General features: G+C 40.7%; 23 protein-coding genes and 4 tRNA genes. 10 read left to right on the forward strand and 17 right to left on the reverse strand.

All coding sequences use genetic code 11. From position 1 onward, the window contains the following. Positions 1 to 32: 32 nt before the first annotated feature. Positions 33 to 1580 (forward strand): dolichyl-phosphate-mannose--protein mannosyltransferase, encoded by a 1548-nt coding sequence (locus tag ACZ5NL_RS03590; RefSeq protein ID WP_464842975.1) that lies wholly within the window; start codon positions 33 to 35, stop codon positions 1578 to 1580. Here ACZ5NL_RS03590 and rnhB read toward each other — a convergent pair. The 5 genes from rnhB to ftsY are packed head-to-tail and all read right to left on the reverse strand — an operon-like array spanning position 1552 to position 5417. Next, positions 1552 to 2226 carry a ribonuclease HII gene (rnhB, locus tag ACZ5NL_RS03595; protein WP_464842976.1) on the reverse strand — a complete coding sequence of 225 codons (675 nt, stop codon included), beginning with the start codon at positions 2224 to 2226 and terminating at the stop codon, positions 1552 to 1554. The two genes, ACZ5NL_RS03590 and rnhB, sit on opposite strands and share 29 nt — an antisense overlap. Positions 2227 to 2230: 4 nt before the next feature. Then, positions 2231 to 3052, reverse strand: a complete 822-nt coding sequence (locus tag ACZ5NL_RS03600; protein WP_464842977.1) for a metal ABC transporter permease — start codon at positions 3050 to 3052, stop codon at positions 2231 to 2233. Further along, a complete protein-coding gene (locus ACZ5NL_RS03605) occupies positions 3049 to 3831 on the reverse strand; it encodes a metal ABC transporter ATP-binding protein (protein WP_464843304.1) in 783 nt (260 codons plus the stop codon). The genes ACZ5NL_RS03600 and ACZ5NL_RS03605 overlap by 4 nt, the downstream gene beginning before the upstream one ends. 48 nt (positions 3832 to 3879) lie before the next feature. Beyond that, positions 3880 to 4512, reverse strand: coding sequence for a neutral amino acid NAAT transporter SnatA (gene snatA / locus ACZ5NL_RS03610; protein ID WP_464842978.1), 633 nt, complete (start codon positions 4510 to 4512; stop codon positions 3880 to 3882). Between the two features lie 2 nt (positions 4513 to 4514). Continuing rightward, entirely contained in the window at positions 4515 to 5417 is a 903-nt protein-coding gene (gene ftsY / locus ACZ5NL_RS03615) for a signal recognition particle-docking protein FtsY (protein ID WP_464842979.1), read from the reverse strand. Positions 5418 to 5628: 211 nt separating this feature from the next. Between ftsY and ACZ5NL_RS03620 the strand changes: the two genes are divergently transcribed. Then, positions 5629 to 7134: an amidohydrolase gene (locus tag ACZ5NL_RS03620; RefSeq protein WP_464842980.1), complete on the forward strand. Its 1506-nt coding sequence runs from the start codon at positions 5629 to 5631 to the stop codon at positions 7132 to 7134. Here ACZ5NL_RS03620 and ACZ5NL_RS03625 read toward each other — a convergent pair. Continuing rightward, positions 7120 to 8178 (reverse strand): aminopeptidase P family protein, encoded by a 1059-nt coding sequence (locus ACZ5NL_RS03625; RefSeq protein ID WP_464843305.1) that lies wholly within the window; start codon positions 8176 to 8178, stop codon positions 7120 to 7122. The genes ACZ5NL_RS03620 and ACZ5NL_RS03625 overlap by 15 nt on opposite strands. A gap of 74 nt (positions 8179 to 8252) precedes the next feature. Between ACZ5NL_RS03625 and ACZ5NL_RS03630 the strand changes: the two genes are divergently transcribed. Continuing rightward, positions 8253 to 8330, forward strand: a tRNA-Arg gene (locus ACZ5NL_RS03630). A gap of 295 nt (positions 8331 to 8625) precedes the next feature. Then, positions 8626 to 9381 carry a metallophosphoesterase family protein gene (locus ACZ5NL_RS03635; protein WP_464842981.1) on the forward strand — a complete coding sequence of 252 codons (756 nt, stop codon included), beginning with the start codon at positions 8626 to 8628 and terminating at the stop codon, positions 9379 to 9381. On the opposite strand, the gene ACZ5NL_RS03640 is transcribed toward ACZ5NL_RS03635, so the two are convergent. Both ACZ5NL_RS03640 and ACZ5NL_RS03645 read right to left on the reverse strand, forming a co-directional pair. Then, entirely contained in the window at positions 9353 to 10675 is a 1323-nt protein-coding gene (locus ACZ5NL_RS03640) for a lipopolysaccharide biosynthesis protein (protein ID WP_464842982.1), read from the reverse strand. The genes ACZ5NL_RS03635 and ACZ5NL_RS03640 overlap by 29 nt on opposite strands. A 25-nt stretch (positions 10676 to 10700) precedes the next feature. Further along, on the reverse strand, positions 10701 to 11000 hold the full coding sequence (locus ACZ5NL_RS03645; protein WP_252742579.1) for an FUN14 domain-containing protein: 300 nt from the start codon (positions 10998 to 11000) through the stop codon (positions 10701 to 10703). A 246-nt stretch (positions 11001 to 11246) separates the two neighbouring features. Here ACZ5NL_RS03645 and ACZ5NL_RS03650 point away from each other — a divergent pair, with 246 nt between their 5' ends. After that, positions 11247 to 11570 carry a PadR family transcriptional regulator gene (locus ACZ5NL_RS03650; protein WP_464842983.1) on the forward strand — a complete coding sequence of 108 codons (324 nt, stop codon included), beginning with the start codon at positions 11247 to 11249 and terminating at the stop codon, positions 11568 to 11570. A gap of 2 nt (positions 11571 to 11572) precedes the next feature. On the opposite strand, the gene ACZ5NL_RS03655 is transcribed toward ACZ5NL_RS03650, so the two are convergent. Beyond that, complete coding sequence (locus ACZ5NL_RS03655; RefSeq protein ID WP_004068056.1) at positions 11573 to 11731, reverse strand: 50S ribosomal protein L40e; 159 nt, start codon at positions 11729 to 11731, stop codon at positions 11573 to 11575. Between the two features lie 112 nt (positions 11732 to 11843). On the opposite strand from ACZ5NL_RS03655, the gene ACZ5NL_RS03660 reads away from it, so the two are divergent. Further along, positions 11844 to 11931, forward strand: a tRNA-Leu gene (locus ACZ5NL_RS03660). A gap of 82 nt (positions 11932 to 12013) precedes the next feature. Here ACZ5NL_RS03660 and ACZ5NL_RS03665 read toward each other — a convergent pair. After that, the gene (locus ACZ5NL_RS03665; protein ID WP_464842984.1) at positions 12014 to 12700 is read right to left on the reverse strand and encodes a DUF257 family protein; all 687 of its coding nucleotides are present in this window, start codon (positions 12698 to 12700) and stop codon (positions 12014 to 12016) included. Between the two features lie 313 nt (positions 12701 to 13013). Here ACZ5NL_RS03665 and ACZ5NL_RS03670 point away from each other — a divergent pair, with 313 nt between their 5' ends. Next, positions 13014 to 13715: a DUF257 family protein gene (locus ACZ5NL_RS03670; RefSeq protein WP_464842985.1), complete on the forward strand. Its 702-nt coding sequence runs from the start codon at positions 13014 to 13016 to the stop codon at positions 13713 to 13715. Here the strand turns inward: ACZ5NL_RS03670 and udp are convergent. After that, on the reverse strand, positions 13712 to 14545 hold the full coding sequence (gene udp / locus ACZ5NL_RS03675) for a uridine phosphorylase (protein WP_464842986.1): 834 nt from the start codon (positions 14543 to 14545) through the stop codon (positions 13712 to 13714). The two genes, ACZ5NL_RS03670 and udp, sit on opposite strands and share 4 nt — an antisense overlap. 69 nt (positions 14546 to 14614) lie before the next feature. Here udp and ACZ5NL_RS03680 point away from each other — a divergent pair, with 69 nt between their 5' ends. After that, entirely contained in the window at positions 14615 to 15661 is a 1047-nt protein-coding gene (locus ACZ5NL_RS03680) for a pyridoxal-phosphate dependent enzyme (RefSeq protein WP_464842987.1), read from the forward strand. Here the strand turns inward: ACZ5NL_RS03680 and ACZ5NL_RS03685 are convergent. The 6 genes from ACZ5NL_RS03685 to ACZ5NL_RS03710 form a co-directional block, all read right to left on the reverse strand. Continuing rightward, a tRNA-Cys gene (locus ACZ5NL_RS03685) sits at positions 15662 to 15736 on the reverse strand. 22 nt (positions 15737 to 15758) lie between these two features. After that, positions 15759 to 15845: transfer RNA gene (locus tag ACZ5NL_RS03690), tRNA-Ser, on the reverse strand. Between the two features lie 87 nt (positions 15846 to 15932). Further along, entirely contained in the window at positions 15933 to 16826 is an 894-nt protein-coding gene (locus ACZ5NL_RS03695; protein WP_464842988.1) for a hypothetical protein, read from the reverse strand. Positions 16827 to 16936: 110 nt separating this feature from the next. Then, the gene (locus ACZ5NL_RS03700; RefSeq protein ID WP_464842989.1) at positions 16937 to 18814 is read right to left on the reverse strand and encodes an ATP-binding protein; all 1878 of its coding nucleotides are present in this window, start codon (positions 18812 to 18814) and stop codon (positions 16937 to 16939) included. A 6-nt stretch (positions 18815 to 18820) separates the two neighbouring features. After that, positions 18821 to 20611 (reverse strand): DNA double-strand break repair nuclease NurA, encoded by a 1791-nt coding sequence (locus tag ACZ5NL_RS03705; RefSeq protein WP_464842990.1) that lies wholly within the window; start codon positions 20609 to 20611, stop codon positions 18821 to 18823. Further along, positions 20541 to 21017 carry a DUF6884 domain-containing protein gene (locus ACZ5NL_RS03710; protein WP_464842991.1) on the reverse strand — a complete coding sequence of 159 codons (477 nt, stop codon included), beginning with the start codon at positions 21015 to 21017 and terminating at the stop codon, positions 20541 to 20543. Before ACZ5NL_RS03710 ends, ACZ5NL_RS03705 begins: the two co-directional genes overlap by 71 nt. 89 nt (positions 21018 to 21106) lie before the next feature. On the opposite strand from ACZ5NL_RS03710, the gene ACZ5NL_RS03715 reads away from it, so the two are divergent. Both ACZ5NL_RS03715 and ACZ5NL_RS03720 read left to right on the forward strand, forming a co-directional pair. After that, complete coding sequence (locus ACZ5NL_RS03715) at positions 21107 to 22336, forward strand: Nre family DNA repair protein (RefSeq protein WP_464842992.1); 1230 nt, start codon at positions 21107 to 21109, stop codon at positions 22334 to 22336. 64 nt (positions 22337 to 22400) lie between these two features. Next, a complete protein-coding gene (locus tag ACZ5NL_RS03720) occupies positions 22401 to 23255 on the forward strand; it encodes a DUF835 domain-containing protein (RefSeq protein WP_464842993.1) in 855 nt (284 codons plus the stop codon). Positions 23256 to 23321 lie beyond the last annotated feature (66 nt).

Raw genomic sequence — 23321 nt, forward strand, 5'->3', positions numbered from 1 at the left:
AAGATATCAGGTGAAATTCACTGGGGGAGAGCATGAACGTTAGAAAGAAGCTTTATTTTGTAGCAGTGGTAACAATAATAGTTGGAACTTTCTGGTATTCATACGAGAAGGCCTCAAGCACAGAGCTCTATGACTACATTGGGGACGAGGTATGGTACATCCCAGCAGCAAGGAACGTTCTCCACAAGCTTGGGGCTGAACTTCATTACGTAAACGATACAACAAATTCAGAAGGGGTGAATATAATTGCAAGCGGAGAAATTATTAAGGGGCATGTAAAAGTCTCTGCTTTTGGATTTGAATTCACGAGACCTTATACGAGAAACGTAAACCTTCAAACGCCAGCAATTCTCTCAAAGTTGGGAATAAGAGTAGAATTTATACCCTTAAACAAAACCCCATCTCCTGATTTTGATGAGATCAAGTTTAAAATCGAAACAATAGCGAGAAAATACAACTACACTTATTACAAACCATATTCTAATTTTGACGGCGTTTACTATGAAATCCCCCGCGAAAACCTCAAAGCCTTCATAGAAGAAGTCAAAAGCATAGAAGGGGTTGAAGTCGTAAAAGGCTTCCGCTATCCTGATAAGGAGAACATCCAAAACTATCTGAACACGGAGCATCCATTTTTGGGGAAGGATATAATAATGCTTGGAATGCTGATAGAGGACAAGCCTATCTTCTGGCGTTTGCCAGGGCTGATAGAACACGCTATAATAAACATTCTCGTCTTCTTAGCTGCATATAAAATCTCAAAAAGTTATCTTGCATCTTTCATAGCGCTGGTGTTTTCTGCTTTTGACCCTCTTTTGTATGCAACTTCCCTTGCTGCAATGCTCGATATACACGTGACGTTCTTTACAGCACTTTTCATGTATCTTTTGATTTCTGAGAAGTATCGCTCAAGCGGTCTTTCTATTGGTCTTGCGGCGGCTACAAAGCTAAACGGCGCTTTTTCTTACCCAGTTTTGCTCATAAAAAGCTTAAGGGATAAGATCAGGATTAAGGAAATACTTATCTCAGCATTTATTTTACCCGCTCTTGGATTTTTACTTCCACAGGTTACGATAATAAAAGCGATAGGCTTCTTCCCGTGGCTTTCTGAGTTCATTGGAAGCTTTGGGTGGCATCTCAGCTACAAGGGAGACCACCCAGCGAATTCACCTTTCTGGGAATGGTTCATAAGTCTTAAACCGTTTCCTTTTCACTATAACCCAGATATCTTTGCCGCGACCGATCCAATTTTGATGCTCTCTATGGTGGTATTTATATTCGCAATTCCCTATGCTGCGACAAGAAGAAGAAAGCTTCTAGTGCCATTTGGAATATTCTGGAGTACAATATCTTTTTATGCCCTCCAATGGATTTTAGGTGGAAAAACTCAGTTCAGCTTTTATGCCGCTCCATTAGTCCCCCCGGGGGCAGTAACGCTTGGAGTAATGGCGTACGATATAATAAAGTGGGAGTACTTTGAAAGGTCTATTAGAATGTACTGGGAATGGATAAGAAACATCTTAATATGGGCAAAAGAAGCCTTCGAAAGGATTAAGGCTTTTTTAAGAAGTCCAAAATAGTGGGCTGAGTCCGTTTGGCTTTCAGTTTTTCTTCTATCTTTCTAAGAGTCTTCCAGCTTTTCCTTACTATTGGAGGAAATTCCCCGTGGAGATTGTAGTATTCCTCTAAAAACCTCCTTGTAATTGGGTCACTTGGGTATCCTGAGCCTATCTCTCCATAAACTTCCTTAAGCTCCTCTATTATCCTGTCGCGGGTAACTTTAGCCAGTATTGATGCTGCAGCCACTGGGATGTACTTAGAATCGGCTTTATGCTCGGCAATTATCTTTGGAGAGAATGAGAGCCTTTCCCCTATGATATCACCAAAGCGTTTCTCCTTAACATCTGCGGCATCTATGTAGAGTATATCGGGTTTAACCCTAAGGGAGTTCAACGCTTTAGCAAAGTTTTCAATTTCAAGCTCGTTCATTGTTCCCTCCCTGCTGTCTATCTCCCTTGGAGAAAGCTGAAGGATAACGTAGTCATCAGCTATCCGCACAATCTCCTCAAACAACTCTTCTCTCCTTTTTGGTGTTAGCTTTTTTGAATCCCTGACTCCCAAAGCTTCAAGCTCCTGTATATGAGCCTCATCGACAACAACCGCTGCAATTACAAGAGGGCCTATAACTGGTCCCCTACCGGCTTCGTCTATTCCTCCCAGCTTCATGTCTCTACCTCCTCAAGACTAAGAGTCCATAAACAAGTCCCAGCATTATCGTGGCTATTCCACTTGGAGGTATGTTTGTTAAGTAAGCCAGCACTATCGAGAGTACCTGGACTAAGAGAGTTAGACCCAAGCTTATTCCAAGAATCTTTCTCAAGTCATTGCTGAGCATCATGGCTATTGTACCCGGTAAAACCGCCACAACCTGGAGGGTTATCAATCCAACGGTTCTAACTATTAACGCACCAGTAGCGCCCACGAGAACGTAGAGCAAAGTGAGATAAAACCTTGCATTACCCGAATAGGTCTCAAGTCCCTCAGCATCGAAACTGACGTATAGGAAATCACGGTAAAATGCAAGCATCACAAAGAATATCAAGGCACCTCCCAAGACCAAAAACATCAAGTCGTTGAGCGTTATCAGAAAAAGCTCCCCAGTTAAATAGGACACTATGCTCTGAGAGAGGGCAAAGTAGGGTTTATTCGCCATAACTTTATATAGAATTCCAAAAGCCAGCACAGTGGAGCCCGCTATAAAGCTCGCTATTACTCCTATTGCAGTGTCACTGCTGAATCCTCTGTTTTCTAGGAGGGCTATTAAGATAACAACAAAAATCGTGATTATTAAAGCTACCCACAGAATCAGGGAAAAGTTCGAAAATACCAGTCCGAGTATCATACCCAAAACAGCTCCGAAGAGCAAGGAGTGGAAAGTGGCATGAGTAAGAAAAGCTAAGCCCTTCATGTTTATCAGAGGGCTTAGCATACCCAGCAAAACACTAACCATCACACCACCCAAAAGAGCCCTAAGCAAGTACTCGGGGATCAAACTTCTTCCCTCCCATGAAGGTGGACATCCCCTATAAAGCAGTACATTCTCTCTCCCACTCTAACAGCTTTGGAGAGAGGCCCATAGACTTTGGTAATTATTTCATCCCTCAGAACTTCCTCTGGGGTTCCAAAGGCTATGAGCCTTTTATTGATAAGCATTATCTTATCTCCTATCTCCGTTAATGGATTGGGGTCGTGGGTTGTTATTATCATCGTCAGTCCCATCTCACGCTTTATTTTTGCAAGGACTGAAACCACTTCCACTCTGGCACTAGGGTCAAGGGCAGATAACGGTTCGTCCAAAAGAAGAAGTTGAGGTTTTGAAACAAGTGCTCTAGCCAACAGAACCCTCTGCTTTTGCCCACCGCTAAGCTCCGCAAACCTTTTGTTTTTTATATCTCCAAGCCCCACAAACTCCAAAGCTTCTTCAGCTTCTTTTAAGATTGACTTTGGAATATTAAAGTGAACGAGACCCTTTTTGTAAAGGGCCCCCATTGCAACGACTTCAATAGCCTTCAAAGGCACACGCTCGTTTAAAGAATGGCTCTGGGGAACATAAGATATTAAATCCCTCACTTCAGCAGGAGGCTTTCCAAAAACAAGAAGATTGCCTTCATAGGATTTATGAAGCCCTGCAATCGTTCTAAGAAGACTTGTTTTTCCCGCACCATTTGGACCCAGCAAAAGAAGAGTCTCTCCACTATCCAGCTTAAAAGTGATATCCTCAACTGCTTTATAATTATCGTAGTAAATCGTCAGGTTTTCAGCTAGTATCAATCTATCACCCACAATTAGGGTTGCCTAAAAAATTTAAAAAGGTTGCGATCAAAGTCCAAACGCTCCTTTAATTCCATTAATTACGAGCTGAACGGCCATTGAAGCCAGTATAAGGCCCATCATTCTTGTAATAAGTCTTATCCCAACTCTACCAAGTCTCCGCTGTACCTTTTCTGCAGACGTAAGCACCAAGTAAACTGAAGAACTTGCCATAAAAATCGCTAGAATCACAGCAATTTTTCCCAAATAGTTGGTGTTTTTTGCCATGTGTATCATTACAGTTGTTATTGAACCTGGACCAGAGATTAAAGGAATCGCCAATGGGATTATGGCGATCTCACTTAAACTTACAGCCTCTTCCTCCTCTTCATGAGTTATTTTTATGGTAGAGAGGCTACCACTTAGCATTTCCAGAGCCATCCTGAAGAGCAAAATCCCTCCTGCGATTGCAAAGGCATCTACCGTAGAGCCAAAAAATTTGAATATCCACTCTCCTAAGAGTGCAAAGGTTATCAAGGTCATAAAAACAGCCACTGATGTTCTCTTTGCTAGACTTATCCTCCCCTCATAAGATCTGCAGTGCTGGGCAATAGAAAGAAACACCGGAACAGCCCCAATAGGGTTCATCACTGCAAAGAGAGTTCCAAACACATAAAGAAATGTTTTAAAAAACAAAAACATTCTCACTCACCAAAAATCTTCTCCAGCATCCATTTTTCATCAAAGGGCATTAAATCGTCATATCCTTGACCAACTCCAACAAAAAGTATTGGCGCGCCAATGGCATGGGCTATGCTTAATGCGGCACCTCCCCTTGCATCTGCGTCAAGCTTTGTTAGAATAACTCCGTCAATCCTAACCGCCTCATTAAACTGCCTTGCCTGCTCTATTATTGCGTTTCCGGCAAGCGCATCTCCTACAAATATAACCAGATCCGGCTTTGTAACCCTGACTATTTTTTTCATTTCATCCATAAGGTTCCTGTTAAGTTCGTTTCTTCCGGCTGTATCAACTAAAACCACATCGATTCCTCTCGCTTTCGCATGCTCTATGGCATCGTAAGCCACAGCAGCTGGATCAGATTTATAACCATGTTTAATGAGCTTAACCCCCACTCTCTTCGCATGTTCCTCTACCTGCTCTATTGCTCCCGCCCTAAAGGTATCGCTAGCGGCTATAACAACGCTTAAGCCATTTTTCTTAAGCCAATTGGCAAGTTTAGCTATTGTAGTGGTTTTCCCGCTTCCGTTGAAGCCAACGAAAACTATCACGAATGGCTTCTCTTTTTTTGATTTTATCATCTCCAAAAGGTCTATGTGTCTTTCAGGTGTTAAAACTTCAAGAACAGCCTCTTTAACTGCTTTTTCAACAATCTCCCTTTTGTTTGTGCCTATTTTAACCTTCTGTCCAACGAGCTTCTGCTTTATTTTTTCCTTAAGCTCATCAACGACTTCCAAGGCAACATCTGCTTCTAAAAGCTCTAACTCAAGATCCCAGAGTGCATTCTCGATGTCTTTTTCACTTATTTCAGTTTGAGCAACTTTGTCAACGAATGAGCTTAATTTTTCCTTAAGTTTCCCAAACATTTGCTCTTCACCGGGGTTATGATCACTAAACGAATTTATAAATATAAGCCTCAGCGATAGCTGGTTACATCATCCTTCAGTTCCGAAACCGCTCTTCATCGGCTATTGTGCATTAAAGTTTGCAGCTTTAAGGATTTTTTGATGGCAACCAAAGGAGATATAAAAGACAACGGCAAACCAAGGGAGGGGGAGTAAATTGATTGGGGCTTTTGTGAATGGGAAAATATATCTCTCCTTTAAACCGTTGAAAAGCGCAGAAGCAATTGTGATAGCCAATGAAAAAGTCATCTACGCAGGAGATAGTGAAAGGGCTCGCAGAATTGCTGAGGAGCTCGGAGGGAAAATAATAGATCTGAACGGAAAAACTGCTCTGCCTGGATTCATAGACTCCCATATCCATTTAAGTTCTCTTGGGCAGTCTTTGAAAATGCTCAACTTAAAGGGAACAAAAAGCATAGAGGAATTAAAGAAGAAGCTTAAAGAATACGCCAGAAAAACGAGCACAAGCTGGATCCTTGGCTTTGGATGGGATCAAGAAGAGCTTGGTAGATATCCCACGAAAGAGGACTTGGATGAAGTTATTGATGACAAACCAGTGCTTTTGTATAGAACCTGTTTCCATGCAGCTGTGTTGAACACGAGAGCTATAGAAATGGCGAATCTGGAAGAAGATGAGGATGTAGATCTCGAAACGGGGATAATAAAAGAAAACGCCTTGGAAAAGGTAAGGGAAATCATCAATAAAGCTTTAACAGTTGAAGACTACAAGCACTTTATCGAAGAAGGAGCCAAGTTCGTTCTTTCTCAGGGTGTTACGACTGTCGGCTTCGTAAGCGTGAATAAGAAAAGCCTTAGAGCCCTCCTAGAATTAGACAACGAAGGAAGACTTCCCATTAGGGTGTTTGTATACCTAAACCCGTCTCTTCTTGAGGAGTTAAAAAGCCTAGGGCTTACTAAAAAGATCGGGAGCAAGAGAGTAAAGATTATGGGAATAAAAGTTCTCGCTGATGGAAGCCTTGGAGCCCGAACGGCATGGCTTTCTAAACCCTATGAAGACGCTCCCACAGCTGGACACCCCAACGTGAGCAGAGAAGAATTAGAGAAGATAGTAAAAGAGGCATATCAGCTGAACCTCCAGGTGGCAATCCATGCAATAGGCGATAAAACTACGGATATGATCTTAGAGGTTTATGAGAAGTTTAGAGGAGAGAGAAACCGCATAGAGCACGCATCAGTTTTAAGGAAAGATCAAATAAAAAGAATGAAAAAGCTTGGAGTTGTTGCCTCGGTTCAACCAAGGTTCATAATAAGCGACTGGTGGGCAGTAAAGAGAGTGGGGAAGGAGAGGGCAAAATGGATTTATCCCTTCAAGAGCATGCTTAAGGAGGGCATAGTGATAGGCTTTGGAACAGATTCCCCAATAGAACCTGTAAATCCGTGGGAAACTATATACGCTGCAGTCACCAGGGGAAAATTTGAAAATACTGAAACCTACCACTATACAAAAGATGAGCGCCTCTCCCTTGAGGAAAGCCTCCACGGCTATACATACGGCTCGGCCTATATAATGCACGCTGAAAATGAAATTGGAACCCTTGAAGAGGGCAAATTCGGAGACTTTATTATAGTAGACAAGGATCCATTTGAAGTTAAAGATAAAGAGCTGAGGGATATAAAGGTTCTTGAAGTCTACGTAGGAGGTTCAAAGTATTATTAACTCTCTTTCGGCACTTGTGAGTCTCTTTCCTTTTTTCTTCACAACAACATCATCCTCTATTCTCACACCACCCAGATTGGGAATGTAGATGCCGGGTTCAATTGTAAACGTCATGCCGCTTTCAAGAATCCTATCACTTGTTTGGCTTATATATGGCTCTTCGTGCACTTCCAGCCCCAATCCATGTCCCGTTCTGTGGATAAAGTAATCACCATAGCCTTTCTGGGATATGTACTCTCTTGCTGCTTTATCAACTTTCTTTGCTTCTATCCCTTCACGAACACTCTGAAAAGCCCTTTCTTGAGCTTCTCTAACAGTTTCGTAGATTTCCTTAAGCTTCTCGTTTGTTTCACCAACTGCTACAGTTCTCGTTATATCCGAACAGTAGCCTTTGTACTTTGCCCCAAAGTCGAGTATCACGAAGTCTCCGCGCCTTATTTTTCTTTCACTAGGCTTATGATGAGGATTTGCAGCGTTTTTGCCAGAAGCTACTATGGGAGAGAACGACACACCGTCTGCCAGCTCCCTAATAAGAAACTCGATTTCTAATGCTACTTGCTTTTCGCTTTTTCCTATTAGATCCCTGTTTATTATCTCGTAGAAAACTTTGTCTACAATCTCAGCAGCCTTTTTCATCAGCTTTATCTCCTTTTCATCTTTGCGCATTCTTAGCTCTCTTGTAACAAGACTTAGGGGATAAAAAGTGTAATCTTTTAAAAGCCGCTCAATGTGAATTAGAAAGTCCGCCCTCATAGTATCTTCTACCAGAATCTTACCGCTCTTTAAATTCAGAGAAACCAGAAATCTCTCGAGGATTTCATATGGGTTTTCTTCATCGCTCCAGAACACCACATTTTCCCATTCAACTTCGTTTTCATAGAGCTTGGGTGCTATTAAAACGCTTTCCCCCTCTCTATTGACTACAAGGAGAAAAAGCCTCTCCTCAGTTGCTTGAGGGGCCATTCCGGTTAGATAATAGAGATTGCTACTGGGGGTTATTAATGCACCATCGTATTCCGTGAGGAATTCCAAGAATTTCTTCATCCTATCCACATATACCACCATAGAGAAACTTGCGAGCAAAATTTATAAGGTCTCTCCCAAAAGTTCCCTTGGATGCCCCGGTGGCCTAGTCTGGATAGGGCGCGAGGCTGCGGACCTCGAGATCCGGGGTTCAAATCCCCGCCGGGGCGCCATATCTTTACTCTTATTCAATTATGACCAAAAAATAACCAAAAATTTTTAAATAACATTTGGTAATTAAAACATAGAACGTTTCTTACCCATTAGAGCAAGACATTATATTAAAACCAAGGAGGTGATAGCAATGATAGAGGATGCACTTATGCTTTATCTGCTCAGCAGTGCGAGGGTTAAACAAGATAGGAAGAAGAGAAGAAAGCTCCGATCTTCTTGAGCCCTAAATTTCGAAAAGCTTAAATACCTCCTTTTAGTAAAATAAAGTTAGAAAAATTGAGAGGAGGTGGTAAGATGACATACGTGGCAGTATTGGCAAACATCAACGGAAACTTCCCCGCTCTTATGAAAGCCCTTGGAAGAATCGAGGAGCTTAAAGAGGAGGGTTATGAGATTGAGAAATATTATATCCTTGGAAACATAGTTGGGTTGTTCCCATATCCGAAGGAAGTTCTTGATGTTCTCGATGATCTGATGAAGGACAACCATGTAAAGATAATTCGTGGAGAATTCGACCAGATAATAGCCATGAGCGACCCACATGCAGAAGGTGCGGACTATATCGATGAACTTGCCCTTGAGCCATACACAAAAGAGGCATTGAAATACACATGGGAAAAGCTCGGCCATGAAGGAAGGGAGTTTATAAGAGATCTCCCAATATATCTAGTTGACAAAATAGGCAAGAATGATATCTTCGGAGTGTATGGAAGTCCACTAAACCCCTTCGAAGGCAAAGTTCTTCCGGAACAGCCTACCACGTATTATGAAGCTGTTATGAGGCCGGTAAAAGACTACGAACTTCTGTTAGTTGCATCACCAAAACTCCCCGTTAATGCCATGACACGATATGGGAGAGTAGTATGCCCCGGTAGCATTGGATTTCCCCCTGGGAAAGAACATAAGGCAACTTTTGCCCTCATAAATGTTGACAACCTGCACACAAAATTCATAGAAGTCGAGTATGACAAGAAGATCATAGAAGACAAGATCAAAGCGGAAGGATTGCCAGAGGAGCTCATTAAGATCCTCTATCACGGGAAGGTTTAAACAGCTTGAGCACCATTTTTATTTCTTTTCTGAATATTCCAACGTATACTACAAAAGCCAACAGCAAGAGAGTTTTTGATAGGAATACCGTGAACTGCAGTAAAACAGCCACAACAAATTGAGCATAAGAGGTGAACGAAACCCCTAACTTCTTGTTTGCTACGATTGATGTGCCAATTAGTATCGAGAGGTATCCTAAAAAGAGCCCAGAGACAGTTCCATATTCTTCAAAGGGACTTATCAAAAGCAACCAAGCAACGAGAGAAACTACAGCGCCTAAAAGTGCAATGATAGTCCCCTCTTTTACGTACTTTGTTGAATTCAATGCCACTATGCTGGGGTTATAGGCAATATATGTCTCCACTGCCATGAGAGCTAGGTAGAACTCACTGCCTAAATTGAATCCAAAGAGGAGCGATAGAATCTCCCTGCCGACAAGTAGAAGAAGAAAGACCACCAAAGCCACTAAAAGGGACAGCAACTTCGTGGATTCTTCGGCAAGCCACTTTACGTACTCCATTTCATCTTTCCCGTATTTATACGAGTACAAAGGCATTATCGCCGATTGAAACACCTGGGGCAGATAAGTTAAGAGAAAAGCAGCGGATAAAGAAGCCGAGACAACACCGGCAACTTTAGAAGAAGCAAGCTTCTCGCTTAGAAAATACGGAGCCTGGACAAGAAAAACCCCAGAGATCGTTCCGAGAAATGCAAAGCTGGAATATCTCACAAGGACTTTAAGAGTTTCGGAAGTAGGTTTTCCAAAGAGCTTTTCTTTAAAGAGATATGCGAGTCCAAAGACCACTACACCAGAAAGAAGGCCGATATAAGGCATGTAGTAGTTTTCCGACAGAAATCCACCAATAAACAGCACAAAGGCCCCCAGCATTGCATAAGCATAAATCTCACCCCGATGAAGACCATAAATAAAGCTACGAAACGTCAGTTGGAGCGCCCTCAAAACTGCCAGAACAGCCAAATAAAAATTAAAAGGGATCAAAACCAAGCCAATAAAGGGAAAAGAAAACCCCAACGTAGCTATGGATTTTATTTTTCCTACTTCTCCTCTCCCCAAAAACTCGGAAGTGTACTTTCCCAGAGCAACTGCAAAAAAGCTTAACGGAATGGCCAATAAGAACGCTTGCGATATGAGTGAATTCACCTTTCCCAGAACTTCGACGCCAAATCTCCTTGAGATAACTATGCTGTAGACAAGCCTGCTGAGGCCAAAGAGGGCAAGGGCCACTATACTGGCTATTGAATGCCGTAATATGACTTTCTTCTCATAGCTCATGAAAGAAAGATAAATAAAGCAGAATTTAACCTTTGCGGAACCCTAAATAAAAGCCTGCAACAAATGCCCCCGTCCCTGGTAAAATCCCCACTACTTTGTCGGCTAAAGTTAAGGTTGAAGTGGTTGCACTCTCTGCAAGGTTGAAGAGAGCATCGGTGTTTATTGTTATGACACCCTTCTGCTGAAGCCAAAAGAGACTCAACAGGTATGCACCTATCAAGGTAAGAACTATTTTTATGAACTTTTTAAGCGCATAACCTGTTATAAAGCCGACAACGGCTCCAATTCCCATATCACCCATTATTCCACCAAAGTCAAGGTTCATGGTAGCTCACCATTTGTTTTTGAGTTATTAATACACTCCAAAGTTTAAAAGGGTTCCGCCCTTCAATAGCCCTCTAATTATCGCATCTCACTCTAAAGAGCGAGGCTTTCGGAAGAAAAATGTAATTAAAACCCTTTTGCTTTTGGATTTTATAGCGACAAAATGTTTAAATTGTGTGAAATCCCAATATTTATAAAGCATAAAAGTTTTAAGGATGAACAATATGTATCATTGAGGGTGATATATATGACAACTCCTATGGAGAGACTTAAGGAGAAGATGACGAAGGAAGTTCTGTGGATTTACATACTGAGATTGCTAAAAGACAGACCTATGTACGCATATGAACTCAAAAATGAAATAAGAGAGAGATTTGGATTTGAGCCTGCTACGGTAAGTAGTTACGTTGTTTTATACAAGCTCGAACACGATGGATACGTTACTTCAGAATGGCAGGAAAGCGAAACTGGGAAGCCCTCAAGAAAATACTACAAGCTTACAGAAAAGGGAGAAAAACTCCTTGAAGATGGAATAAAATTTATAGAAGAAACCCTAAACAAGCTTAAGTAGCCCTAACGTCCTGCTCCTCCTCTTGGTTCTTTAGCTTTTGGTCTTAGCCCCTTGTATCCGCACTTTCTGCACTTCTCTGCTTTCCATGGGTTAGTAGCACCACATCTCATACATATGTACTTCCTAAATATTCTTGCCTCAGCTTCAGGAAACCTCGCCATTTTAATCCCTCCATGATCTTGACTGTGTTCACTTACAAGCATTTCTTTTTAAGCTTTACCTTTTTTGAATTACCGAAAGCTTTTTATTCGAACTTTGCTCTTTCACTTATGAGCGGGGGTGCCCGAGCCTGGCCAAAGGGGCCGGACTTAAGATCCGGTGCCGTAGGGCTACGCGGGTTCGAATCCCGTCCCCCGCACCACGATTTTTGGAAAAAGCGAATTTTTTAAGAAATTTTAAGCCCAAAACACGGCAGCTTGGCGACATAAATAAAAATCATGGACTCACTTAGCGAAGTACTCTTGGAGTTCCTGAGCTTTAATTGAGAGTGCTTTCCCGTGCTCATTGAAGTTTATTGACTTAACAACTCTAAAGGTGATCTCTCCGTCCTCTAGTTTAACTTCAAAAACCCTGCTTGCGATCTCTCTTGCCTCTTGGACAATATCTTCTCTGAGAATGCCTGTGTTCAGGAACGTAACTCCCGTGCTTTTCTCATACCCCAAGAGCGGCCTAACAACGGCACCAAAAAATGCCTCTAACGTTGCTGGGTCTTCAGATAGAAGTCTTATAAGCTTTTCAGTTCCAAGTGTGATTCTAACAAGGTAGTCATAATTCTCCTCCATGTGTTTTAGTATTTTAATAAACTCATTTTTCATAACGGATGGTTCTAAGGTTAAGGAAATTCTCTCGAGAACTTTTCCAGTAGTTATCGCTCCGCCAAGTTTTATTACTTGCGCTTCATCAACCAGCTCGGTGTCTATTCCAGCAAATTTCAAATGGGCTTTGACCACGTGCAGTTGATCCGCTATGTCTATTATAATGAAGGGAACGTTTTCCTTCTTTAGATACCGCAAGAGGAGATAAACTACTAAATGAATGGGCTCGTTTGAAGTGTACTCAACGAGAACTAATTCTCCCCGTTGGATTGTTTTATTGTATTCAAATACCATCTCTTCAAACTTTTCAGACATCAAGATCACCCATCCAAGTCCTATGTTCTATTAAGAAATTTAGGTAACTCAAGGTTAAAAAATTTTCTAAATAAGTCCTCAAAGGTTTGAATTTCGTACAACCAAATAGATATCCCATAAATTTACAAAAAGGTTTGGCACTTCAAAATAAAAATGTATAAAGAGGATAAAGTTTAATAAGTTCAAGATACAAACTAAAAATATTCGTGAGAAGCTTTTTATACTTCCATAGCTACTCATATATAGGATGAATTATTTCAATTTTCAATTTTAGGAATGTTCATATGACAAAATCCACAGGAGAGTGGGAAACATGGAAACTTTTGAGAGAGACGTTTTCAATCAGCTTAGAAAAATAAGAAGGGGAGAGGACGTTTTGGTGGAATATACCTCTTCCGAACCAATTCATCTTATATTTTGCACCGCCATTAACTATGCAAAGCAGAGCAATACTAAGGTGCTTCTGGTGGATATACTTGACCAGCTCCACCTATTAAAAGCTCATCTTGAGCTTGCAGGTATTGACTCGTCTTTTGTAGAAACCCTCCCGGTAATTAAATTTGGTGGAATTATGAAAACGGGCAAAATCCTTAAGAGGATAGAGCTAAAAAGTGAGATATCTATATGGAAGGAGCAGTACCTGGAAGCTCTCAAAGAGTTTCAAAGAGAAGAGGAGAACGAATTTGCTATAAGAATCGTTGTAGGGGTGGAGAAACTTATAAAACTCTATGAAGATGATCCCCGAACATTGGAAACGTTTTTCGGAACAATAATACGGCCTTTCCTTGGAGATGGGAAAAGAGTGCTGGTAACGTTGGTTAACACCTCCCTCCTAAACGAAGAAATTCTACAGGAGTTCAGAGAACATTCCAGCAGAAGCTTCCTTGTCCAGCTATCCGAAAAGAGAATACACTTCCAAGTAATAAGGTCTGTTGACTTCGAGGACTACGGGAAGACCTTCAGCATCGAAGCTCAAGAGCTCCAGGATTCCTTAATTAAATTAAAAAGAGATTAAAGCTTCCTCAAACCTGGAAACCAATGCTTCTTGCCCCTTTTCTCCTTTTCCTCATCCCATTCGTGCAGAATTTTGACCGCTTCACTTGCTACTAATGCCGCTTCCTTCTCTCCGGCCTTTCCGAATTCGTTCGTTACTCTGTTGGCAAAGACTGCACAAACACATCCCGCCCTGAGGCCATAGATGTTCGCTAAAGTGTAAAGTGTTGCAGCTTCCATCTCAAAATTCGTAACTTTTGCCTGCCTCAAATCATCTATGAGGTGCTTCGCAAAGCTCGGGAAGTAGCCGTTTAATCCGGGCCTTGCTTGGCCTACATAAAAACTATCGGTGGAAGCTGTTATTCCAACATGGTATCTAACTCCCAGTGTTTCTGCGGCTTCAATTAATGCCAAAGTAACCTCAATATCGGCACTTGCTGGATATTCAACCCTAACATACTGCTTTGATGTCCCCTCAAGCCTAACTGCTGCTTTTGCTATTATTAAGTCACCGATCTCTATCCCGGGTTGAATTGCTCCCGTAGAGCCCACTCTAATGAAAGTGTCAGCACCTATAGCTGCTAACTCTTCAATTGCAATTGCCGTTGAAGGGCCTCCTATTCCCGTTGAGGTTACGCTTATGGGAACACCCTTATACTTGCCCGTGTGGGTTCTATACTCCCTATGGAAGGCTATCTCTTTCGCTTCATCCCAGAGGGAACTTATCTTAGGAACTCTCTCAGGATCACCCGGGAGAAGAACGTACCTAGCCACATCACCGGGCTTGCAGGCTATGTGATATTGGTATCCCTCTTCCGTTTGAGGTCTATCAGCGGGCATAAACTTTTTCATTTCTCTCACCCCACATGAATTTTGGAAAAGGGATATATAAATGAAATCCCTACTGCAAAGGGTGAGAAGATGTTAAAATGTCTGAGATGCGGAAGGACTTACGAAGGCTTTAAAATTATGTGTGAATGTGGCGGAACTCTCGAATACATTAGGGAAAAGAAAGGTAGTTTTGAGGAGTTGCTGAAAAGGGAATTCCTAGACGTAAGGAGGTATTTTAATTTTTTGCCAATAAAAGAGGAGTTCTCACCAAGATTAGCACTTCCAATAACTCCAGTAGTTGAGAGAAAGATTGAAGGAGTTAACGTTCTCTTCAAGCTTGAATACCTAATGCCCAGCGGTTCCTTTAAGGACAGGGGCACTTACGTAACCCTTGCAAAGCTGAAAGAAGAAGGTATAAGGGAAGTAACACTCGACTCCTCAGGAAATGCGGCGTTAAGCTTAGCGCTCTTTGCAAAAAGTGAAGGAATAAAGGCTCACATCTTCATCCCAAAACACACAAGTGAAGGAAAAAAGAGACTTCTAAAGTTATTAGGAGTAGAGGTTCATGAGGTGGAAGGATCACGAATGGAAGTGCACGAAAAGGCAAAGGGCTTTCGGAAGGGGGTTTATATCTCCCACTGGTACAACCCCTATTTCCTCGAAGGAACAAAAACAGCAGCTTATGAGGTATATGAGCAGATTGGAGGGGTTGATTATTCCTTAATTCCCACGGGCAGTGGAAGCTTATTCTTGGGTCTCTATAAGGGCTTTAGCGAGCTGAATGAGCTTGAAAAAACCCAAATTCCTAGGATGATTGCGGTTCAAGGAAGAGGATATGAAAGTCTGTGTAAGAGGAGTAAAGAAAGAAGCAGACTTGCAGAAGGGATAGCTATTCCAGAACCTCCCAGAAGGGAGCAGATGCTCAAAGCCTTAAAAGAGAGCAACGGAGCCTGCGTTTCCGTGGGGGATGAAGAGATAACAAAGGCTACAAAAGACCTTATTTCTATGGGCTTTTTGGTAGAGCCAACGTCAGCAACAGCCTATGCCGCATTTAAGTTGCTCTTAGAAGAGGGATACTTTGAAAAAGGTGTAAAAGTGCTCATTCCCCTCACAGGTTCTGGTCTGAAGAACATTTGATGGAGCCGGGAGGGGGATTCGAACCCCCGTAAAGCGGATCTGCAGTCCGCCGCCTCACCTCTAGGCTATCCCGGCATTTTACCCGAAGAAGATATTTTGGCGCCGCGGCGGGGATTTGAACCCCGGAGGGACAGCGCCCACCGGCTTAGCAGGCCGGCGCCCTACCAGGCTAGGCTACCGCGGCACGTCCAACATTAAGGAGTTTGGGAGGGTATTTAAATCTTTCGCAACTGGCAATACGAATACTTTTGATCAGAACATAACTCAGAATTCACTGTATTTTGACCAACATTTGAGAAACAACTTCCTTCTCAATGGTTTCTCTAACCTCACGAAATCTAAGCTCTTGAAGAGAAGTTCCAATTTCTTTTAATGCATTATCAAGTCTTTTTCTTGCTTTCCAGTACTTTTCACGATTTTTGTCGGTTCTGTCTTTTAGGTACTGCCTCTTACATTTCAAGAAATAGTAGTATGCCTGCCTGATTTTAGGTGTTATTTTACCAGATTCTTCCAATTGGGCAATTGCACTCTTGTAGTATTCATCATAATGAAAGAGCCATCCCTTGTAGTCGGATCCCCAAACTCCTAACTCTTCCAAAGTTTTATGACGTTTTGGATGGTAAACTCCCAAAACAAAAAGCCACTCTGGTGAATATTCTTCCTTAATTGATGTTATTACCTGTTCTAATAAATCTTCACTTCTTACTTTCACATAATTGCTAGTACCATTTCGTTTCAATAATCCACCAATTGCAATGTATTTGTATCCCATATTTAGAAGTTCACCATAACATTTAACATACTCCTCTATGTTTTTTCCTTGAGCAACCCCTATTAATTTGAATTTCTTACTGAATCCGTTATCATGATAAACATTAAGCGCTTCTTCAGCACTTTTTATAGTCTCTTCCATATTATGCAAAACATCCTTCATTATTCCAAACTCGACTTTTAGTTCAATATATCGCTCAAAAAGTTCTTCATACGAAAGACTAGTACCATTTTTTTGGAAAATTCCACTATCCGAGATTTTTATGATGTTTTGCCTTATTATCCTGTTCAGTTTTTTCTGATTAACATTTCCATCAAAATATTTGAGAGGTGTTTTGTAAGGAAATGCCCTATATTTCTCAATAAACTTGGGGGAAACGTTAGCATGCGTCATTAATCCAAATTGCAAATTAGGGAATTTAAAGAATAACCCTTTGAGTATTTCAAGACTTGCTTGTCTATCTAAAACAAAAAAAGGGATCATGATTCAAGCCACCAAGAAAGTTATAAACTAAGTTGGTTTTTTAACTCATCGATTTTAAATTCTTCGAGGGCATCCTTTAGTGGTGTGGGCTTTATAACTCCCTCTAGGCTGTATCTCTTAAATACCTCTACTAATATTGTGGACTTGGTCGCAGTTCCTGTTATAACAGCTTTTCCAGTTCCAATGTTCTTTAGCATCTCAATCTCAACCTTTGTTAACCCTTCTGTAACTTTTTTAACATAATCTTGATCATCTGGGTTTTTTAATTGATGAAGTATCAGGGTGTTGCATTGAGATACCACTTCTGCATCGACAGTAGCGGGCTTTTGTGAGATAATACCGTAGGATAATTTGAATTTTCTTCCTTCATAAGCTAGGTCTCTAAGTGCAGAAACTGCTAACCAACCTGCATAGTCTTTATTTTGTGCAGCATGTGCCGGAATTAAGCTTCTAGCTTCTTCTAAAATAAACAACAATGGATATCTTTTGGATTCTGGAATTCTTGTTGTTATCTTCTCGGTTTCATTATAAATCCCAAACTTATACGCCCTAAAGATATATTCAATTATTGCATAGACAGTTACTTTTCTCATATTTTCTGGTAGCTCATATAAGGAGAACACATGGATGTTCTTGTCGCTTCCAGACTTCAGAAAGATATCTTGGCAGATTTTGTCAATCTCTGCAGGAGTTGCCATCCTTTGTAAATCATTGTAAATTAGCTTAAGAACTTTGAATTTGCCTTCTAATGCCTGTCTTGTGTCATATCGTATCTCATTTGAAGGCAATGTTTGGAGTTTATTTATAATCGCGTCTATATATGTATTACCTTTTCCAGGAACTTTTATTAATTTGAAGAGATGTCGTTTTTGGGCAGAAGTGAACTCCTCTCCAAGAAATCCCTCAATAAGGCGGAGGGTATATCCATCAAAGCCTCTACCATAGTATTTTAATTCTGGGAATATATTATGCCGCTTAATTTTAGTAGTCAGTTCTTTTTGGAATTTGAAGAGGGGACTATCCACGAGTTTTTCGCGCCACTTGGAATCTTTAAGTATCTTAACGATATCTTCACGTAGTCTAGTAGGTTTATTGTCTTCATACTCAAAAAAGCTCCATATCGGTTCATTTTTGAGAATGGCTAGTGTTTGTAGGAGTGGTAACAGACTATTTTCGGGAATGTCAACGCCCTCTTCATTCAGTTGGGCCAATATTCTTGGCTTTAGATTTTCCCCGTTTGAGTTGATAAAAATTCCATCAAAGTTAACTATACTCCTTCTAGGATCGACGGAAGAGAAGTAATCTCCGTGAGGATCAAAAATAATGATTCTGTACCCTCTCATTGCAAGTTCTTCTATTATTTTCGCGGAGGTGTTAGTTTTCCCAGAGCCTGTCATTCCAAAGACTGCAAAATGTTTTGTTACAAGCTCATTGCCATCAATTGTGACTGGAATCTCGCTGGTTGATCCAAAGCTCTCAATTTTTCCTATTGGGATGTATTCAGGGGAGTTATCATAAAACAGAACTTTCAGGCTTTCTCTACCTAGGGGGTACACTTCTCTTCCTGGAGGTACGGGTTTACGATTTTGTCTAAGTTTCTCCTCTTTCAATAATCCAACAACTTCACATTCTGCTATAGCATAAGTGTATCTTTCTGGAGGAAAAGACAAACCTATGCCTTCAATTAGTTCTTTGGCTAGTGCTCCCGCCTGTTCAATGCTTAGTAGGGGATTTTCTTTCTTCACATCAAGAATTCTACCAATTATTTTCTCGTTCCCGTTCAAGGGGACTTCTACATAACTGAAGACCAGATTTTCTTTCTCTGCACTTTCATCTGTTATGACGAACTTAAAGTTCAAAGTGGAGGTAGCTTCGACAATAATCCCTATTTTTTCCATCTTATATCACCTCGACCAAAAATTCCGCGTAAAGAGTTCATTTTTAAACAATCTAAACAGCTTCTCGGCTTTAACATTCCAGCCTTCTTTTAAAATTTCAACTAGAACGTATTCCAACGCCTTTTTGAAGTAATTACTGTGAGTTCTTGCAACTTTATCTGTATAGTATAGAACAATTGGAAGTCCATAATTTGGATAGAGTAACGCTAAAAGATATGTTGCACCCAAAATCTCATGATAATTCTCATAAATATCAAAAAATTCAACTCTAATAGGTTCTCTCAGGGGAGTTGATCGTAGGTAAGAGAATACAACTCTGTATTTTGAGGAACTGAAGTAGTATTCTAATATTGGCCCGTAATCATTCTTTATTCCATACTCTGCGTGACCCAAATGAGACTCAAAAAAATCTCTTGTTTCGTATCTATGAGTTTGGATTGGAGTTGTGTAATCTCCTTCAGTAAGGATATTTGTTACAATAACAGAATCTGTTATGTTGATTGCTTTAATTAGTTTGAAGATATGCCAATAGAAATCTTTTCTCGCAGTGTATAATCCTTGTTTTAGATCTTTTAACACGTTGTCAAATGAGGGATGATACCGATCTCCCTTTCCAAATAGTGATATAATCTCCGCGGGGATTCTATCTAGGGAGTTTGGATTTGTATAAATCCTTAAAAATAACGGAGGGAGAACATATTGTACAAACTCAGTAGATCGCTCAATATTCTCAACAACTGCTATCAATGGAACATTGTGTTCTTTGCATATATTGTAGAGCTTTCTCAACAACCAAAAATATAACGTTATACCAGAATAATATTTTCTTTCTTCAAATGAGATAGGACGTCGTTTAGATACATCATAGGGTATTGCATTTTCCCATTTATCTCTGTTCTGAAAATCTATGCCTTTTTCTATCTTTTTCAAGATTTCTGAATAAATAATTTGAGCTGCATAGACTTTACCGGGCCCTTCAGGATTGTCTATTAAGCTTGTTTCTTCTTCGTGAAGTTCTCGAAGCCAACTCTCTCCCCCTATGTTCTTCTGAGTGATTCTACCTTCATCACTATCTGGCCCAAGAACACCTTCTTTTGTTATTATCTCTAGGCTCAAAACACGTTCAGCATCTTCCTTTGTTAGAAAAATATCAGTAAATCCCCCAATGGCTCTTACAAGGGGTCCATGTAAGAATACCACTGGATGATACCCACTTTTGATAGATTCCTCAATTGCAACTATTGCAATAAATAAGTTCCTGAGGTATCCCCAGAACTGAGCCTCCTTTTCAAAAAATGGATCATCTCTGAATGAAATCTTGAGATCCCTTACAATGGGGCCTACAGCTTCTTTTTGCCCATTGTCTGTTTTGTATATTCTAAACGCCACACTTTTTAAATAGGCGTATGTACTTCCCTGAAAGGGTATTTCTACTTTGGATTCGTCTATTCCAATGATCTCAAGTTTTGGATGTTGAAGAAGTCGTGCCATAGTATCAAGGTCAAGATTTTTAATAAGTTCCTCTCTTGACATAAAGAACTTTTGAGAGTTCTTTTTGAAACTTCTAATTTCCAATTCATATGGAGAAATGCGTTGGTTGTCATATCCCATTATCTCCAAGGGAAAATTGCTTTTTATAATCTCCGGAAGAATGTCCCATATGAATTGTAAGATAGTAGTAAGAAGTTCCTGTTTTTCTCGGATCTCTTGAGGAAGTATTAAAAATTCATTTTGAAATGCTTTTCTCATACCTGGATCCAATATGAGCCTCGCTTGATGATTTGGAAACGAACCCATTTAATATCACCTCTAACTTCCCAATATCTCCCATATTTCCGTATCCAAAAACAACAAGTTTAACACCAATTTCCTTGCAAGCTCTTTCAATTAGTTCTCTATACTCTTTTCTAGCTCCACCTCGGTAGAATATCACGACATCAAAACCTCTGAGAACCTCTTTAACTTGTGGCAAAAGTTCTTTCGCTCTTTCTTTTGTCATTATTTGGTCATAAGGCTCAATTACTGTATCAGCGTTAATTAACCCATATTTCGCACTTAGGATGTAAAACTGCACTCCAAGTTCCTTTGATCGATGATATAAATGTCGGATTCTGGAAGATTTATATAACTTACCCGCTGGCTGAGGAGTACTCTCCTTTTTATTTCCACATGCAGTTATGAGAACAATATTACTAAATACCATCAATAAAAATACACTGCTAATTATATTTAACTTTTCCGTAGTCTATAAGTGCAAGACAAAGATATAAATACCTCGCTAGCTATCCAACAATGATGGAATTATTTAACTCCAGACTGTGCGCCCTGTGCAAAGGTAGAAAGCTGCTCTGCGGCAGACCCACATGTCCCATTCTCGAGAGATTTAGAGTAGCCAGGAGCATTGAGAAAAAGATAGACAGAAGAGATATCTTTGGCTCTTCACCACCCAGCATCTTCGTTGGTGAGTACGGCTATCCAAAGGTTCGCATCGGACCTCTTGTGCCGCCTATAGAAGGAAACACCTCTCATCTGGACAATCCTCTGAAGTGGGAGAACAAAACGATAAGGGATATCCTCTACTACCGCTCTCTTCTTGTAATGGGGGAGATGAAAGCAGATGTTAACGTAAGAAAAAGCGGAAGAATTCTTGGAGAAGTCCAAGAGCTGGCAATGTCAGTAAAGCCCGTGGACAGCGAGATTCTTCTCAAGAGAAGACCAGTTCTAAAAGTTCTTCCAAGTGAATTTGCCCCTCCAATAGGGCCAAAGGCAGAACTTCTTGACTTTGAGCTCACAGAAAATCCAAAAATTCCGAGGAAAACGGATTACGTGGTTAGCGATGAACTAAAAGCTGAACAGGCAATAATGCGGCTCTACAGCTGGGGCTTTGATGAGTACTACATAATAAGGCTGCTTTCAGCCGGACTTCTGGGGATCAACAGGAAGCTCGTTCCAACAAGGTGGAGCATCACAGCTGTGCAGGATACAATAGGTAAAAGACTAAGGAGAGAAATCCTGCATTATGGGCCCATAAACGAGTTTGAGCTCTACTTTTACGAGTTCTTAGGTAACAGATATGCTGTTATTTTAATGCCAGAAACTTATGCCTTTGAGCTCTTAGAGGTTTGGCTTAAGGGTTCTCTGTTTGGAAGCGATGAACCCGAGGTAATTCATGACTATGAAGACTTTCGTGGGATTAAGGGCTACGCTGAAGAGACCACCGGAGCGTACTATGCCGCCCGTTTGAGCGTTCTTGAGAGTCTCAGGAGAAGAAAAAGGCAGGCGAGAATAATAGTATTCAGGGAAGTTACCCCGAAGTACTATGCTCCCGTAGGTGTGTGGCAGATAAGAGTTGGAGTAAAGAAGGCCTTGGAAAACCCTGTAGGGAGATTTAACACACTCCAAGAAGCCCTTAATGAACTTAGGAAATTCCTTGAGCTAAAGCTTGAGAAATATCTAGAAAAAAGCTGGATCTTGGGGATGAAAAAGCAGAGAACACTCGATTATTACTTTAAATTACCATAAGGTAACTTTTATATAATGCAATTGCCTAAAATATATGGAGTTTTTCACATCCTGGGGAAACCATATGCCGGACTGGATAGGTGCGGTCAATGCGGTTGCAAATTTAGTTCTCCGTTTTGTAGTGGTTATCTTGGCTATTCTAGTGCGAAAGGAGTTAAAAAGAAGAGAAACACCTATGTCAATTTTAAAGTTTTATGATCTTCTTGTGATTAGTTTTGTCTTTTACGCTATATCAAAGATATTTTTCTTGCCCTTAAACCTAGATAGAGCAGGCTTCATCGATATAGATAATAGTACCGCCAAGACACTCAACGGCCTTGCCAACTTTTTAATAAACATCTTCGGTGTTCTTTTGGTATATGCATGGATAAAGCTGTTTAGGACTCTAACCCAGAGGTACAGGTTAATTCCCGTCATTCCAACAATTCCAGGTGAGGTTGCCAAAAGTCTTCCTCCAGGATTATATATAGAGGAGCCTTTGAGGGGAGTCTGCGAGAAATGTAAACCTCTCTTACAGGGAAGAAAAGTCATAATAATAACAAGACAAAATCCAGAAGAGCTAAAGGCTAAGGTAGGATCAAGTGTTCCGATCTTGTGGCTTGCAAAGATTGACAAACCCGGAACAGTTCATCCGCGAAACCTTGAACGCCTCGCCCATGAACTTATTACATTCATGAGATCCGAAAAAGAACCAAAAAGTATTGTAATCGATGGTTTTGAATACCTCGTTGTAGAGAACGGATTTGACTCTGTCTTCAAGTTCCTTACGTCTCTAAAAGATCACGCTGTCCTCACAAATACGGTCATAGTAGTACCCATAATGAAAGAAGCTCTTGAGAAAAGACAGTATGCACTACTTCTAAGAGAGTTCCAAAAACTAGAAGAGACAGAGGTACCAAAAGAAAAAGATGAGGGATAGTAATAGTAAGCTCTCTCCAATTAGAATTCTAAACTTAAACTTTTTAACCAACTTTCCGTAGCTTAA

It is taken from the genome of Thermococcus aegaeus, assembly GCF_055393685.1.